The organism is Acidithiobacillus sp. (assembly GCF_023255755.1).
GTDB lineage: Bacteria > Pseudomonadota > Gammaproteobacteria > Acidithiobacillales > Acidithiobacillaceae > Acidithiobacillus.
The window spans coordinates 1-13,805 of the sequence record NZ_JAGDVS010000197.1 but is presented as its reverse complement, the minus strand read 5'-3'; the positions used below and the strand labels follow the sequence as shown (position 1 = coordinate 13,805).

At 57.8% G+C, this 13,805-nt stretch carries 18 protein-coding genes; 9 read left to right on the top strand and 9 right to left on the bottom strand.

Annotated elements, in window-relative coordinates; all coding sequences use genetic code 11:
• The first annotated feature begins 81 nt into the window (after positions 1–81).
• The gene (locus tag Q0C48_RS14100; RefSeq protein WP_291525427.1) at positions 82–372 is read left to right on the top strand and encodes a nucleotidyltransferase family protein; all 291 of its coding nucleotides are present in this window, start codon (positions 82–84) and stop codon (positions 370–372) included.
• The gene (locus Q0C48_RS14095; RefSeq protein ID WP_291525426.1) at positions 369–713 is read left to right on the top strand and encodes a DUF86 domain-containing protein; all 345 of its coding nucleotides are present in this window, start codon (positions 369–371) and stop codon (positions 711–713) included. The genes Q0C48_RS14100 and Q0C48_RS14095 overlap by 4 nt, the downstream gene beginning before the upstream one ends.
• A 248-nt stretch (positions 714–961) precedes the next feature.
• On the opposite strand, the gene Q0C48_RS14090 is transcribed toward Q0C48_RS14095, so the two are convergent.
• The 3 genes from Q0C48_RS14090 to Q0C48_RS14080 form a co-directional block, all read right to left on the bottom strand.
• Positions 962–1,660 (bottom strand): CDGSH iron-sulfur domain-containing protein, encoded by a 699-nt coding sequence (locus Q0C48_RS14090; protein ID WP_291525423.1) that lies wholly within the window; start codon positions 1,658–1,660, stop codon positions 962–964.
• A 65-nt stretch (positions 1,661–1,725) separates the two neighbouring features.
• Complete coding sequence (locus Q0C48_RS14085) at positions 1,726–2,424, bottom strand: pirin family protein (RefSeq protein WP_291525420.1); 699 nt, start codon at positions 2,422–2,424, stop codon at positions 1,726–1,728.
• A gap of 415 nt (positions 2,425–2,839) precedes the next feature.
• Positions 2,840–3,124 (bottom strand): DUF2442 domain-containing protein, encoded by a 285-nt coding sequence (locus Q0C48_RS14080; protein WP_291525418.1) that lies wholly within the window; start codon positions 3,122–3,124, stop codon positions 2,840–2,842.
• Positions 3,125–3,855: 731 nt separating this feature from the next.
• Between Q0C48_RS14080 and Q0C48_RS14075 the strand changes: the two genes are divergently transcribed.
• Positions 3,856–4,875, top strand: coding sequence for a hypothetical protein (locus Q0C48_RS14075; RefSeq protein WP_291525416.1), 1,020 nt, complete (start codon positions 3,856–3,858; stop codon positions 4,873–4,875).
• 74 nt (positions 4,876–4,949) lie between these two features.
• On the opposite strand, the gene Q0C48_RS14070 is transcribed toward Q0C48_RS14075, so the two are convergent.
• Positions 4,950–6,083 carry a cytochrome c peroxidase gene (locus Q0C48_RS14070; RefSeq protein WP_291525414.1) on the bottom strand — a complete coding sequence of 378 codons (1,134 nt, stop codon included), beginning with the start codon at positions 6,081–6,083 and terminating at the stop codon, positions 4,950–4,952.
• A gap of 128 nt (positions 6,084–6,211) precedes the next feature.
• Between Q0C48_RS14070 and thiS the strand changes: the two genes are divergently transcribed.
• The 5 genes from thiS to Q0C48_RS14045 are packed head-to-tail and all read left to right on the top strand — an operon-like array spanning position 6,212 to position 9,869.
• On the top strand, positions 6,212–6,412 hold the full coding sequence (gene thiS, locus Q0C48_RS14065; protein WP_291525413.1) for a sulfur carrier protein ThiS: 201 nt from the start codon (positions 6,212–6,214) through the stop codon (positions 6,410–6,412).
• A 47-nt stretch (positions 6,413–6,459) separates the two neighbouring features.
• The gene (locus tag Q0C48_RS14060; protein ID WP_291525411.1) at positions 6,460–7,242 is read left to right on the top strand and encodes a thiazole synthase; all 783 of its coding nucleotides are present in this window, start codon (positions 6,460–6,462) and stop codon (positions 7,240–7,242) included.
• Positions 7,235–7,813, top strand: coding sequence for a hypothetical protein (locus Q0C48_RS14055; RefSeq protein ID WP_291525409.1), 579 nt, complete (start codon positions 7,235–7,237; stop codon positions 7,811–7,813). Before Q0C48_RS14060 ends, Q0C48_RS14055 begins: the two co-directional genes overlap by 8 nt.
• Positions 7,814–7,825: 12 nt before the next feature.
• The gene (gene mpl, locus Q0C48_RS14050; RefSeq protein ID WP_291525407.1) at positions 7,826–9,196 is read left to right on the top strand and encodes a UDP-N-acetylmuramate:L-alanyl-gamma-D-glutamyl-meso-diaminopimelate ligase; all 1,371 of its coding nucleotides are present in this window, start codon (positions 7,826–7,828) and stop codon (positions 9,194–9,196) included.
• A gap of 31 nt (positions 9,197–9,227) precedes the next feature.
• Positions 9,228–9,869 carry a flavin prenyltransferase UbiX gene (locus tag Q0C48_RS14045; protein ID WP_291508055.1) on the top strand — a complete coding sequence of 214 codons (642 nt, stop codon included), beginning with the start codon at positions 9,228–9,230 and terminating at the stop codon, positions 9,867–9,869.
• A 16-nt stretch (positions 9,870–9,885) separates the two neighbouring features.
• Here Q0C48_RS14045 and Q0C48_RS14040 read toward each other — a convergent pair whose 3' ends face one another.
• Both Q0C48_RS14040 and Q0C48_RS14035 read right to left on the bottom strand, forming a co-directional pair.
• Positions 9,886–10,674, bottom strand: a complete 789-nt coding sequence (locus Q0C48_RS14040) for an ATP-binding cassette domain-containing protein (protein ID WP_291525405.1) — start codon at positions 10,672–10,674, stop codon at positions 9,886–9,888.
• Positions 10,671–11,780: an ABC transporter permease gene (locus Q0C48_RS14035; RefSeq protein ID WP_291525402.1), complete on the bottom strand. Its 1,110-nt coding sequence runs from the start codon at positions 11,778–11,780 to the stop codon at positions 10,671–10,673. The genes Q0C48_RS14040 and Q0C48_RS14035 overlap by 4 nt, the downstream gene beginning before the upstream one ends.
• Before the next feature lie 71 nt (positions 11,781–11,851).
• Here Q0C48_RS14035 and Q0C48_RS14030 point away from each other — a divergent pair, with 71 nt between their 5' ends.
• Positions 11,852–12,358 (top strand): LEA type 2 family protein, encoded by a 507-nt coding sequence (locus Q0C48_RS14030; protein ID WP_291525400.1) that lies wholly within the window; start codon positions 11,852–11,854, stop codon positions 12,356–12,358.
• Here the strand turns inward: Q0C48_RS14030 and Q0C48_RS14025 are convergent.
• The 3 genes from Q0C48_RS14025 to Q0C48_RS14015 all read right to left on the bottom strand — a co-directional run.
• Entirely contained in the window at positions 12,303–13,079 is a 777-nt protein-coding gene (locus tag Q0C48_RS14025; protein ID WP_291525398.1) for an endonuclease/exonuclease/phosphatase family protein, read from the bottom strand. The two genes, Q0C48_RS14030 and Q0C48_RS14025, sit on opposite strands and share 56 nt — an antisense overlap.
• Complete coding sequence (locus tag Q0C48_RS14020; protein WP_291525396.1) at positions 13,072–13,422, bottom strand: hypothetical protein; 351 nt, start codon at positions 13,420–13,422, stop codon at positions 13,072–13,074. Before Q0C48_RS14020 ends, Q0C48_RS14025 begins: the two co-directional genes overlap by 8 nt.
• The coding region (locus Q0C48_RS14015) for a ThiF family adenylyltransferase (RefSeq protein ID WP_291525394.1) at positions 13,419–13,805 on the bottom strand (387 nt) is incomplete at its 5' end. The genes Q0C48_RS14015 and Q0C48_RS14020, both read right to left, overlap by 4 nt.

The following is a 13,805-nucleotide window of genomic DNA, read 5'->3' as shown; positions in this document are numbered from 1 at the left end:
AAAGGGGAATATTCCATTCTCAAGTCGTGAAATTTTTGTTATTCGAAATGCCCTGATTATATTGAGGATCGGAGAGATGCTATGCGCCCATCGCTCGCGTTTGAACTTCATCGCAATGCTGTGCGTGAAGCCGTAAGCCGCTTTCCCACAACGAATCCGCGTGTGTTTGGCTCGGCAATACGTGGTACCGATGAAGACGGCAGCGACCTCGATCTACTGGTTGATGCGCTGCCAGGTGCAACGTTGTTCGATCTAGGTGGCTTACAATGCGAACTTGAGTCTTTGCTTGGCGTCCACGTCGATCTGCTGACCCCCGCAGATTTGCCGCTGAAGTTCCGCGCCAACGTGCTTGAGGAAGCGCGGCCGGTATGAGCGAGAACCGACTTCCCGACTACCTTGATCATATAAAACAAGCGGCGACTAATGCTTGTAGCTTTGTGGAAGGTCTGGGTAAAATCGATTTCATAAATGACAAGCGCACCCAGCAAGCCGTTATTATGAATCTCATCATCATCGGTGAGGCCGCAACTAAAGTGATGGACATATACCCAGAGTTTGCGGAAGACCACTCAGAAATACCTTGGCGAAGCATGCGCGGAATGCGCAACCGCATCGCCCATGGTTACTTCGACATCAATCTCGACGTGGTTTGGGATACCGTACAGACGGCGCTGCCGGAATTGGCGGCACAAATATCCGGTGTTGTTCGCTGATAATGAATTATCATCCCGGGCGCATGTCCCCAAAAGGCCCCTTTGCAGCGTAATCTGTCATTGACCCACAAAACGATCCACCTTCCCGAGGGTATCTCTGCCATATGGACGAAACCATAGTCAGGGTGACTAAAAAGCAGAATATGAGCCCATGCTGGCGGCCGCGGTGTGAACAGCGTATGCAAAGATTTTGCGAGGAAAACGCGACATTGGCGTTGCTCCTCATTTGATGAATCATCACTATAGACTTAGGTTTCATCATTAAATCCGGTCGACACATGTGTGCCGTCGCAGAAAGGCTTGTTCTGAGAAGCACCGCAACGGCACAGGGTCATTCGGTTGCGCACTTCGTACTCGAAACCATCGGCTCCGATCAATTGCACTCCACCGCGCAACCACGCGGGTCCGGAACACGCCTTGGAGGGGTCTTCAATCAGTGCTATGGATGGCTCATATTCCGGCTCAATCGGTTTACCGGTGTTGTTGTCCCAGGCCACCAGTCGCCCCGATGGGCAGTCACAGGTCTGGTTGACGAAATGCCTGCTTTTCAGCGGGTCATCCGTTTCATAGACCAGACCCCATACCTGTCCGTGTGGATCACAGAAGCGTGCAAAAGCGCACAAACTCTCAACATCCGTCAATGACAGATTCGGGCCTCGTAAAGTTTTGGCCTGATCAATATAAGATTGGCGATTCGCAGCTTCAGTACCATCAAAGTCGGCTTTTAAATGTGAGCCATCGCAAAATGGCTTGTTCCTGCTGTGGCCACAACGGCACAATGCATACTGTTCCTGGGAAGGGTATTTCTGTCCCTGCTCCCACTTTATTGATTCTCCGGATGCGTTTATGCCGATGATCTCCTTGCTTAGCGGAACATCTCCAGAAACAATATATGGGCCATTCTTTGAAATTTGAACTTTCGCACCCATGACTTTACTCTGGCTCATCTGTACGCCTCCAATTGCTTTGTTGAGGTGAACAATCCTTTGGTGAGCAACGACGCCGGTCGCGCTCAGGCTATATCAAAGACCAGGACTTCTGCTTCAGGCGCCCCTGTCAATAAGATTGACGATTCATCAGTGGTGCGCGCACCATCGCCGGCATGGAGGAGGTGACCGTTGACTTCAGCAACGCCCGAAGTTAACTGCACGTAAGCCCGTCGACCGGGTGCCAACGTGTGAGTCATGCTGCTGCTTTTTTCCAGCACACTCGAGTAGATGCGGATATCCTGATGTACGGTGACTGAACCGTCGTGTCCGTCTGGAGACACCAGAAGACACAGCCGGTTGCGTTTATCATTGATGGGAAAATACTTCTGCTCATAGCTTGGAGCTAATCCGATAGTCTTGGGCAGGATCCAAATCTGGAGAAAATGTACCAGCTCGCTTTGTGACGCGTTGTACTCGCTATGGGTAACACCGGTTCCTGCGCTCATTCGCTGCACATCGCCAGAACGGATGATCGAACCGTTCCCCATGCTGTCGCTGTGTTTCAGCGCGCCCTCCAGCACGTAACTGACGATTTCCATGTCGCGGTGCCCATGCGTACCGAAACCTTGGCCTGGCTGCACGCGATCTTCGTTAATGACACGCAGGCTGCCGAACTGCACATGATTTGGATCACGGTACTCGGCAAACGAGAACGTGTGGTAGCTATCGAGCCAGCCGTGGTTGGCATGCCCGCGCTCTTCACTCTTGCGGATTTTGATCATCGGCTTCCCCCGTAAGGCCAAGACAGCAGCCAGAAAGTGAGCAACAGATCGCGCTCCAGTTCGTGCTTCTTCCGCCGCAGCAAGGATCGTCGGAAGCTCTTATCAGAGTTTAGTCTACGGTGGGCCAGCAGCTTGAACTCATGGTGGTGAGTATGCATAGCCAGGCATCATTAAGCTAGCAGCCCGTCGGTTTTAGTTTCGGACTGCCGTCCATTTCCGCCCATGGTTTTTCGAAAACACCATTTTTTGGGTGGTTTTACCAATTGTTGCCCTATAATTTTGCTATTTTCTTCATTTTCCTACCCTACAGGCGCAATACGGCCATACGCCATACGTTTTATATTCGGGACATGGCTCCTCAATTATTGCGAGACGTAACAGCTGGGGAAAGCTTTTGCCTCGGTAATATGTAGGATTATGCCACCCCTCGCGGTGCTGGTGCGCGCCTTAGCAGTCCCTCGGTGCTCAAGTCCTCGTCGATCTCCGGCCAGTGGATGCCAGAGCCGCCACCTGCAATTTCCCAGACGGCGCGGGCCTTGCCACTTTCCAGGCGGGCAATAGCGGATTGTGTGGTGCCCATGCGTTGCGCTAATTCCGCTTGCGACAGTCCAGCGCGGGTCCGGGCCTCGATCAATTCGCGGGCAAGGCTGAATTCATCTTCCAGCGCGTCGTATTCTGCCTTGAACGCGGGATTTTTCATCCATTGCTCTTTCAGTTCTGAACGCTGGTCAAGTGTCTCTGTGGTCCATTTCACGACATAGCACTTTTGCGATGGCCGGGCAATTTCTTCATTTGACCGTCTCGGCGTCTCCTATGTGTACCTACTCCACGCGCCCCTCCACCTTGCGGACGCAATAGAACGTCTTGGCAGCGGGGTAACGCGGATGCACAATCCCTTCTGGCCTTCGTCATAGACGGTGATCCGCTTGCCGGGGACCGGCTCTAGTGACATGATACGCGTCTTAGTGAACTGCATTTTTCGGTCATGACGTGCCCCTTTTGGGACATTGTGATGGACCCGCTGGCGCAATTCCGGGCTAACCCAGCGCCAACCTTTTAGAGGTAAATCGGTGAATGTCGGCAAAGGTCGCATTCTGCTAAATGTTATGATAGGTCAATGGTCGTTAGGATGGATAAAGCAGCGTAAAAGCCCGACTTTGAGATTTATAATCAGTGGGTCAGTGGGTCAGTGGGTCAGTGGTTCGATTTCTCTCGCCAGAGCCAAATAAAACAGGCACTTAGGAATTTTTTCTGAGTGCCGTTATTTTTTATCCAAACATTATCCAGCCACGTATCATTTTGTCATAGCCATATGGTAGGCATCTGGTTCATAAAGAGAATCCCTGACCCACCAGAGCCGTAAGAGAGCAGAATCGCATGCTGAGGCCATTCGTCTCACGCATTACGGTATACCAATAACAGGAGAAAACAGTGCCACGTACTAACACCAGCAATACCGTCTCACCCCAGGCCAGCGCACTGACACGTTTAGCCGCCCAATGCTTCATCGACGGCGATCACGCCCTGCTGTCGGCACTGGGCGATGCGATAGATGTGCTTCTGGTAGAGGAGGATGACGAAACCCTCCAGGCAGTATCCTATGAACTGGTCGAACAGGATATCGAGGCGGAGGCGGATTTCTGGGAGTTCGCCAAAGAGCGCGCGGAGATGTTTTTGAGCGAGACCGGTGAAGTGACCACCCTCTTTGCCATTCCCATTCTGGAGCCGGACCAGATCGCCGGATTTTCTGCCGACGAGGCCGCCGCCGCGCTCGTCCGCTACGGCCTCGTCTGCGAGAGTGCGACCGTCACTTTTTATCCGGTCCCCGTGGATGGCGGACGTTTACTGAATATGGACCCGGTGGACATTTTCCGCTTGCACCGCCAGATGGGCATGGACCACCGTCTGGTAGCGGAAATGCTGGGTAGCCCGCAGGCGCCACAAAGTGTACCGCCCTATATCTGTTTTATCGGTACCATCACCTATCCCGCACAGCTTCCAGGACCTTGCCTGGCCTGGCAACTGGATGTGGGGGAGTATCTGGAGCGCTTTGGGCAATGGTCCGACCATGTCGATCAGGAAGTGCTGGGGTTGGCGACCCGGAGCAATGCTTTAGGCATCCCTGGCCGCTTTGCCTTTGCCGTCCGTGAGGGCGCGCAGGAGTATCAGGACCTCATGCTCGTCGATTTTATCGAGAACGCAGCGAATTTCTCGCGGAAACCACAGCACATCCTGGCCAAACTCACAGACGGCATGATGGAAGAACTGACTCTGGAGTTATACGACGCACAGCAGCATTTTGGCGCATTGCAGATCTCATGGAGAGCGCTGGGTGAAACGCGCGCAGAAATACTGGAAAAAATCTTTGATGCGTTGCGGGTGGGTGGCGTCTCCGGGATCATGTTTGAAACCCAGGAAACGTCCCCCAAGCCTGACAGGGCGGTGCACTGAGAGGATTGCTCCGGCAAAAGGGAGCAGGACCTGCTGGAGTGCCTGGGGGAGATTTACCCAGTACCGGGTCAAATTTACTTCTTCTCCGTTTTCTCCGCCGTTTTTTGCAACTGCGAAACATCCATCATAATGGTGGTGTTTGGCGTTTCCGGAAGGCGTGGCATGGTCTCCTTTGGAAATTTGCCAGTGAGGCTGTCCAAAAACGAAACGATATCGGTCACTTGCTTATCCGTGAGCGTCTGGCCTAACTGACAGGCAGCCATGACCCGTACCGCGGTTTGCAGGGTACGCACGGAGCCGTTTTGGAAATAAGGCGCTTGTAAGGCAACATTGCGCCAACTGGGCACCTTGAAAAAATGCTTGTCCGCCGGATTGTGGGTCACGTCGAAACGACCCAGGTCGTCCGTGAGATGATATTTCTGTACGTATTTGGCACAGACCGGATTGTGTGGCTGCACCGGGAATTTCTGGAACCATCCGGTTCCCATGGGCGTACCAGGGTTGTCGAACATCGGGCCAGCGTGGCACGCCTCACATCCAAACGACCGGATTATGTTGATACCTGCCTGAGCATCACTACTAATGGCCGTTTTGTCGCCTTTGACGTAACGGTCATACGGACTGTCTGGCGTCACCAGGGTACGTTCATAAGTGGCGATGGCCTGTGCAATGTGGTCGAAGGTGATAGGATCCTTGTCGCCGAATACCTTGCGAAATTCTTCGCGATAGCCCGGTATTTCCTGCAGGCGTTTGACCACGTCCGCCGCATTGGGCATTCCCATCTCCACGGGGTTGAGGATGGGGCCTTTGGCCTGGGCCTCCAGGCTATTGGCGCGTCCATCCCAGAACTGCACGGTATTGAAAGCGGCATTAAAGACCGATGGCGGATGGCGAGGGGTGTCTACTCGGCCCAGTACGCCGAACGCAAGTGGCAAGCTGTCGCTGCCGTTGCTCATTACGTCGTGACAGGTTTGACAGGACACGTCACCGGTAAGGGATAGCCGGGGATCAAAAAACAACTGCTTACCGAGAGAGATTTTTGCGGGTGTCATCGGATTGTCTGCCGGGACTGGAACCTTCGAGGGAAACTCGCCGCCGAAGGCGAAGGCTACGGCGATTCCGCCCAAGCCCAGGCCTGCCGCCAAAACGGCACGGGCAGTGGCCAATCTGCGCCGCTTTCGTCCATATAGATTATCTGACTTTTCCATGCGTCACCTTCTCTTGCGAACACGAACCATGCCGCGCCCAGTTTAACAACAATTAATGATAAAATTCTAGATCACGTCAGGATGGCATTTGCTTGACGCTCCCCCGGTGAGGTTCTAGCATCGTTACCATGCAAATTCTGGTAAATGGTGCGCCCCGTGAGGTGCCGGAGCAGATGACGGTCCTGACGTTGCTGGCGGAGTTCGGCTGGGCGGAGCGTCGTGTGGCCGTTGAATGCAATGGTGAAATTGTGCCACGCAGCACGCACGCCGCAGTGACGCTGGCGGCCGGTGACCGCCTGGAGATCATCCAGGCGGTAGGTGGCGGCTGATCGCCTTGCACTAACCCCTTTTTTTTTTGAGGCGAAAGATAAACACGATGCGTAAAGATCCTTTGGTGATTGCGGGGCGGGCGTACCAGTCCCGCCTGCTGGTGGGTACGGGAAAATATAAGGATTTTGCCGAGACGCGGGCGGCCATTGATGCGGCTGGCGCGGAGATTGTTACGGTGGCACTGCGCCGGGTGAATTTGGGGCAGAGTAAAGACGAACCCAATCTGCTGGAGTTCCTGCCAGCGGACCGTTTTACCATCCTGCCGAACACGGCGGGTTGCTATACGGCAGAGGACGCGGTGCGCACCTGCCGTCTGGCGAGGGAACTGGGCGACTGGAAACTGGTCAAGCTGGAGGTCATCGGTGACCCCCAGACCCTGTACCCGGATATGCGGCAGACCTACGAGGCCGCCAGGACCCTCATCGCCGAGGGTTTCGAGGTGATGGTCTACAGCGTGGATGATCCGGTGGCCTGCAAGGCCTTTGCGGAGATGGGCTGTGTGGCGGTGATGCCGCTGGCGGCGCCCATCGGTTCCGGTCTGGGTATTCGCAATCCTTACAATCTGCGCATCATTCTGGAGCAGGCGACAGTACCGATTCTGGTGGATGCGGGCGTGGGCACGGCGTCCGACGTGGCAGTGGCGCTGGAGCTAGGTTGCGATGGCGTTTTGTTGAATACCGCCATTGCTGCCGCCAAAGACCCCATTCTCATGGCCGAGGCGATGCGTTTAGGGGTGGAGGCAGGGCGCAAGGCTTTTTTGGCGGGACGCATGCCGCGCAAGCTGTACGCCAGCGCCAGCAGCCCTGTGGACGGTCTCTTTTTTGAGTAGCAACGACGCCTTGGAATATGCGCGTACCGCACCCCTCGACGCGGAATTTGTCGAGACGGTGGAACGTCTGGTCATGGGTGCGGTGCCCGGCGGTGTGCTGCCCGACTATGCGGAAGACTGGGACGAGGCGGAGCGCCTGATTGCCCGCCTGGGCGATCAGGGGGTAGGGGTGCGCCTGGAGTTTGTGGTGGATGAGAACGGCCAGCGCTGGCACGTCTATATGGACTGGCAGGAGCCAGTCAGCCACGAATGGCAATTGACCGAGGCGGATGAGATGACGGCGGCGCAGGCGGTGACGCGGGCGGCCCTGGTCTGGTACTACCAGCAGGAAATCGCGGCGGCCAGCGCCCAGCCGCCGGACGGCTGGGCCTATTTTGAGGTGGTGGAACGCCTGGGTATGGCGCGAGATATGCTGGCGCGCTCTCTGGACGATCATCCGGTGCTGGCCGAGGAGACGGAAATGATGACCCGTTATCAGGAGCTCCTGGAAAAATTCAACGCGCTCTATGAACTGGCCAATCAGGCGTTGGATCAGCGTCTCGGCGCACCGGCGCGCAGCACCATGCACTAGGCCTGGCGCTCCATGCATATCCACGTCCTCGGCGTCTGCGGGACTTTCATGGGGGGCATCGCGCTGCTGGCGCGGGCGGCGGGGCATCAGGTAACAGGTTCGGATGCCCATACCTATCCGCCCATGAGTGATCTGCTGGCCCGCGAAGGGATTACGGTCCATGAGGGCTATGATCCTGCCCAACTGAATCCTGTCCCCGACCTGGTACTCATCGGCAATGCCCTGTCGCGGGGTAACCCCTGCGTGGAGGCTGTGCTGGACCGGCAGATCCCCTATGACTCCGGCCCCGCCTGGTTGTCCCGGGAGATTCTGCAAAGTCGCTGGGTGTTGGCGGTGGCGGGTACCCACGGCAAAACCACGACGACCTCCATCCTGACCTGGATATTGCAGGAAGCGGGGCTCAATCCGGGTTTTCTCATCGGCGGTGAAGCGCGTAACTTTGGGGTGTCGGCGAGGCTGACGGACAGCCCTTTTTTTGTGATTGAGGCGGATGAGTATGATACGGCCTTTTTCGATAAACGCTCCAAATTCGTGCACTATCACCCGCGGTCGCTGATTCTCAATAACCTGGAATACGACCATGCCGATATATTCCCGGATCTGGAGGCGATCATCACCCAGTTCCACCATCTGCTGCGCACGGTGCCGGGCACGGGCGCGATCATCATGAATGCTGCGGCACCGGCACTGAAACAGGTGCTGGAGCGCGGTTGCTGGACGCCGCTGCAACGCTTTGCCGGAGAAAGTGAGTGGCAGGTGCGGCTCGCTACTGCGGATGGCTGCCGTTTTAGCGTGCTGGAGCGGGGCGTGGAGCGCGGGCGCGTCAGTTGGGACATGGCCGGAGCCTTCAATGCCGAGAATGCGCTGGCGGCCTTGCTGGCGGCGCGTCATGCCGGGGTGCCGCTGGCGGTTGGTTGCGCAGCTTTGCAGCGCTTTCAAGGGGTGCGGCGGCGCCTGGAACTGCGGGGTAAAGCCGCCGGCGTGGCGGTGTATGACGATTTCGCCCATCACCCCACGGCCATTGCGGCTACTATTGCGGCCCTGCGTGGGCGGATGGCGGGAGAGAAGGGACGCTTGGTGGCGGTGCTGGAGCCGCGCTCCAATACCATGAAGATGGGTGTGCACCGGCAGACGCTGGGACAGAGCTTACAGGGTGCGGATCGGGCGTTTGTCTATGCCCCCGCGGATGTCGGTTGGGATGTGGCGACCGCACTGGGTTCTGCCGCGCAGGTTTACGCGGATATGGATGCACTCCTGCGGGCGCTGGAGGCCGAGTTGCGTGCAGGGGACCAGGTGCTCATTATGAGCAATGGCGCCTTCGGCGGGATTCATGGACGCTTGTTGGAATGCCTCATTCGCCGGGATTCATCGGCAGAACCGTAACCCCGGATTCAATCCGGCTCAAGGAGCAGCAATGGAAGATTGGCGACGGCAGGACCGGATTTGTGTAGCCATTACCGGCGCTTCCGGGGCGGCCTATGGGATGCGGCTGGTGGAGGTGCTGCTGACCGCCGGGGTGCGTGTCCATCTGCTGATATCGGACGCGGCGCGGATTGTTTGCCGTGAAGAACTGGATCTGGAACTCCCGGCTGCGGCAGAGGCTGTGACCCGTTTTCTCAATGAACGGTTCGGTGTCGAGCCGGATTTGTTGTCCGTTTATGCCCAGGATGATTGGTTTTCTCCGGTGGCCTCAGGCTCCAACGCAGCGCAGGCCATGGTGGTTTGTCCCTGTTCCGGAGGAACGCTGGCGGCCATTGCCCACGGGCTGTCCGAGAATCTGATCGAGCGCGCCGCGGACGTGATGCTGAAGGAAGGCCTGAAACTCATTTTGGTGCCCCGTGAAAGTCCCATCTCCACGATTCATCTGGAAAATATGCTGACGCTGGCGCGAATGGGGGTGCGGATTTTGCCAGCAAGCCCAGGCTTTTACCATCGTCCACAAAAAATCGAAGACCTGGTGGATTTTATTGTGGCGAGGATTCTGGATCAATTGGGGCTGCCGAACCGGATCGGATGGCGTTGGGGGAACAGGGAGGTGGTTCCCGCAGCAGATTGAAATCAGGTGTCGGCGCTTAACATTTGCCGCTGGCACGGAGACCGGTCAGCAGGCGTTCGCCGCGTTCCCCGTGGAAGAACTCACGGATGTAAGGGTGGTCCACCTGTTGAATCTCGGTAAGCGGCCCCACCGTCAGCACCTTGCCGTCGGCGAGCACGGCGACGCGGTCCGCGGTGGCGGCAAGGCTGTCGAGGTCATGGCTGACCATAACAACGGTGAAACCGATGTCGCCGTGGACCTGGCGGAGCAGGGCGTCAAATTCGGCGGCGGCGATGGGGTCGAGCCCGGAGGTGGGTTCATCGAGAAAGAGAATCTCCGCCTCCATCGCCAGCGCACGGGCGAGAGCGACTCGTTTGGTCATTCCGCCCGATAATTCCGCGGGTAATTTCCATGCGTCACTGGGCTTCAGACCCACCATTTGCAGCTTCAGGGCCACCAGATTGTTGATTTCGGCGCGGGTCAAGTGGCCCCACTCGTGCAGCGGAAAGGCGATGTTTTCAAAAACCGTCAGGGCGCTGAACAGGGCACCTTGCTGAAAAAGCACTCCCCAGCGCTGGCGCAGGGCAATCTGTTCGCGCAGATTGAGCGCTTGCGGATTTTCGCCAAGAATGGTCATCTGCCCTTCGGCGATGGGGACGAGGCCCATCATGGCGCGCAGCAGCGTGGTTTTGCCGGTACCGCTGCCACCAACGATGGCGAGTATCTCGCCGCAACGTATGGTCAGATCAAGGTGCCGCTGAATCCAATGGGTTCCGAACCGGGTGGCGATATCGGTCAGGATGATGGCGTCGGGGCGGGGTATCAATTGCTGATTCCCGTATTGGAAAAGACCAGGGCAAGGATGGCATCGATGAGGATAACCAGGGTGATGGACATGACTACTGAGTTCGTAGTTTCCCGGCTCAGGCTAGTGGTGTTGGGCTTTACCTTGAGGCCATGAAAGCCCGCGATCCACGCAATAAGGACGCCGAAGATCGCCCCTTTGGCAATGCCCAGCCACAGGTTAAAACTGGGGACCGCGACGGGCATTTGTTGGATGAAGAAAGTGGTGCCGATGCCGAGCTCCACTTTGGCTACGAGCATGGCCCCGTAGAGTCCCACCATGTCGGTCCAGAGGACGAGCAGTGGCATGACCAGCGCCAGGGCAATGACCTTGGGCAGGATCAGGCGGCGGATCGGGGGGATACCGAAAGTGCGCAGGGCGTCCAGTTCTTCGGTTACACACATGCCGCCAATTTGTGCGGTGAACGCGGAGCCGGAACGCCCCGAAAGAATGATCGCGGTAATCAACGGCCCGAACTCACGCAGGATGCTCAGGCCGGCAATGTTGACGATGTAAATATTGGCGCCGTATTGGGCGAGTGTCGAGGCCGACTGAAAAGAAATCACCACGCCGATGAGGAAGCCGATCAGGGTAAGGATGGGCAGTGAGTTCGGACCGGTATTGACGATAGTGGCGGAGATTTCGCGCCACGGAAAGCTGCGCGGGTGGCGCAGTCCGCGCCCGAACTCCAGCAAAAGGGCGCCCAGGAGCAGAAAAAGTCCCCAGAGGTCACGTCCCGTTTCGATCAGGAATGCACCAAGTTGATCAAGAACGTGCCAGGGGCGCAGGGGTGGAGGGGTAATCGGCTGAATCTGCGCCAGACGGGCGAAAATGCTGTGTTGCTGGTCCTCCATCCGGATCTTTTCCGGCAATTGGCTGCCCCAGGCCTGCCAGAGCAGGAGTGCCCCGGCGCTGTCGAGGGCCTCGATAGCGGTGAGGTCCCACAGTGTTTCCGGACTTATGTTCCGCAGCGCCGCTTCTTGCGCTGCAAAATTGCCGCCGAGACGCCGCAGGGTCCAGCGCCCGCTGAGGCGCAGCGTCTGGCCGTCGCGTTCCCAGTTCGGTTGCTGTGCGTTACTTCCCGTCATGCGCGGGTCTGGGCTTTTCTCGGTCATTCCTTAGGTTATACTCGGCGAATGGCGTTTGCAGGAGCACACGGATGGCTATTGTTGCACGAAGTTCCGGCTTCACCCAACGGTTTCGGCGCTGGCCCACGCTGCTGCTGGTCGCGCTGCCGCTCAGCGCCTGCAGCGCGTTTCCTGTGAACCATCCGGAGGTACAGTTGCTGAGTATCCAGCCGGAGTCGGTGGGGCTGGTCTCGCAGACGTTTTTGCTGGCGCTCAAGGTCAGCAACCCCAATGACAGTGCGCTCCATGCCAAGGCGGGAGAGGCGCGTCTGTATGTGCAGGATCGGCAGGTGGCCTACGGATTGCTGGATAAGCCGGTCGATGTGCCCGCCTACGGCAGTGTCACGGTGAACATACCGGTCACGGGCAATTTTCTGACATTGCTGGGGGATCTCGGCAGTGTCAGCGCCAGGGCTGGGCTCCCCTATACCGTCAAAGGTTATCTGGTGGCCGGCATGCTCGATATGCGGATACCTTTTACCGTCACTGGGGCTTTGCATCTGCCGCTGTCACCGAGCCCCAGCGCAGTTTTGCCTTGAGTGCAAGGTGATCGGAGAGCGGTTCGGTGACGGTTTCAATCGCCGTAAATTCCAGGTCAGGGCTGCAGAGGATGTGATCGAAGGAAAAGCGTGGTGACCAACTGGGAAAGGTGGGCGGGCTCCAGGGCGGCGCCTGCAGCCCACTTTCGTTGAGGAGCAGGCGTATTTCCGGGGAGCGTGCCGTGCAGTTCAGGTCGCCCATGAGAATGAGATTCGGGCGTCCGCGCAGACGTTGGGCGAGATCGCGTATCTGACTGAGGCGCGCATGACGGCTGAGGCCGAGGTGGGTGATGATCACTGTCAGGGCTCTTCCTCCAACATTGAGCCGGTTTTCCAGCATGCCGCGCCCTTTCATAAAGCTCGGCAGGGAATGCGCTATGGTCTCTTCAATGGGCCAGCGCGAGAGAATGCCGTTGCTGTGCTGGGCGAAGTCGCCAAAGTCACGGGTACGTTGTTGCGCCCAGTAAGGGAAATGGGCGCGGTCAGCGAGAAAACCCGCCTGATTGACATACTGGCTGCGAAAAGAGCCGGCATCGACCTCGTTGAGTCCGGCGATGTCGGTTTCCTCCAAAATCATGGCGATCCGCTCCAGGTTGCGCAGACTCTGGCCGTGCGGCATCACATATTTCCAGCCGTGCAGGAACATGTGCCGGGCGCGATGGGAGCCGATGCCCACCTGAATGTTGAAAGACGTCACGGAAAACTCTGAAGTGTCAGTCATGGTCGAGCTCAATGTCGAGTTCCTGCCAGGGCGCGCCATCACCCGCGCAGGTGAAGGCGCGGAGGAGGATCACCCCTTTGATGTCCGCAGCCAGTAATATCTGATAGGGCGTGCCGGTGGGGACGATATCCGCGATGGGCGCGGCGGCGTGAGCGTAATGTGCGAAAGATGTTTCGCCACGGGACCGGATCAACGCGAGTGTTGCGGCAAAGTTCGCCGGCGGACAGGGATAGACGGAGACGGGCACGTCGGCGATAGCGCCGATAAGTCCTTCGCCAACACCGGATTGCAGGTCTGCAAGCAGGGCGTTGGCCAGGGTGCGTGGCAGTTTCAGGCGCTTCACGCGCAGACGCCACAGGCCGGGTCGCGGCGCAGGGTGATCTGCCGCCACTGCCAGCTTTGCGCATCCACCAGCAGGAGCTGCCCGGCCAGCGGGGAATGGCCCGTGCAGAGCAGGCGGATGGCTTCTGCCGCCTGCATACTGCCGAGTACGCCGAGGAGCGGGCCAAGGACGCCGCTACGTGAGCAGGTATCTCCGGTGTCCTCTACGCCGTCCGGGTAGAGACAGGCATAGCAGGCGCTTTCCGGCACACGAAAATCAAAGACGGCGAGTTGCCCTTCCCAGCGGATGGCCGCAGCACTGACCAGAGGTTTGCCAGCGTTACGGCAGGCGCGGTTGATGGCGTGGCGGCTGCTGAAGTTGTCTGTGCAGTCCAGCACCAGATC

Coding starts and splice junctions, on each gene's coding strand:
- Q0C48_RS14100 (WP_291525427.1), top strand. CDS start 82: ATGCGCCCATCGCTCGCGTTTGAACTTCATCGCAATGCTGTGCGTGAA.
- Q0C48_RS14095 (WP_291525426.1), top strand. CDS start 369: ATGAGCGAGAACCGACTTCCCGACTACCTTGATCATATAAAACAAGCG.
- Q0C48_RS14090 (WP_291525423.1), bottom strand. CDS start 1,660: ATGAGCCAGAGTAAAGTCATGGGTGCGAAAGTTCAAATTTCAAAGAAT.
- Q0C48_RS14085 (WP_291525420.1), bottom strand. CDS start 2,424: ATGATCAAAATCCGCAAGAGTGAAGAGCGCGGGCATGCCAACCACGGC.
- Q0C48_RS14080 (WP_291525418.1), bottom strand. CDS start 3,124: ATGAAAAATCCCGCGTTCAAGGCAGAATACGACGCGCTGGAAGATGAA.
- Q0C48_RS14070 (WP_291525414.1), bottom strand. CDS start 6,083: ATGGAAAAGTCAGATAATCTATATGGACGAAAGCGGCGCAGATTGGCC.
- thiS (WP_291525413.1), top strand. CDS start 6,212: ATGCAAATTCTGGTAAATGGTGCGCCCCGTGAGGTGCCGGAGCAGATG.
- Q0C48_RS14060 (WP_291525411.1), top strand. CDS start 6,460: ATGCGTAAAGATCCTTTGGTGATTGCGGGGCGGGCGTACCAGTCCCGC.
- mpl (WP_291525407.1), top strand. CDS start 7,826: ATGCATATCCACGTCCTCGGCGTCTGCGGGACTTTCATGGGGGGCATC.
- Q0C48_RS14045 (WP_291508055.1), top strand. CDS start 9,228: ATGGAAGATTGGCGACGGCAGGACCGGATTTGTGTAGCCATTACCGGC.
- Q0C48_RS14035 (WP_291525402.1), bottom strand. CDS start 11,780: ATGACGGGAAGTAACGCACAGCAACCGAACTGGGAACGCGACGGCCAG.
- Q0C48_RS14030 (WP_291525400.1), top strand. CDS start 11,852: ATGGCTATTGTTGCACGAAGTTCCGGCTTCACCCAACGGTTTCGGCGC.
- Q0C48_RS14025 (WP_291525398.1), bottom strand. CDS start 13,079: ATGACTGACACTTCAGAGTTTTCCGTGACGTCTTTCAACATTCAGGTG.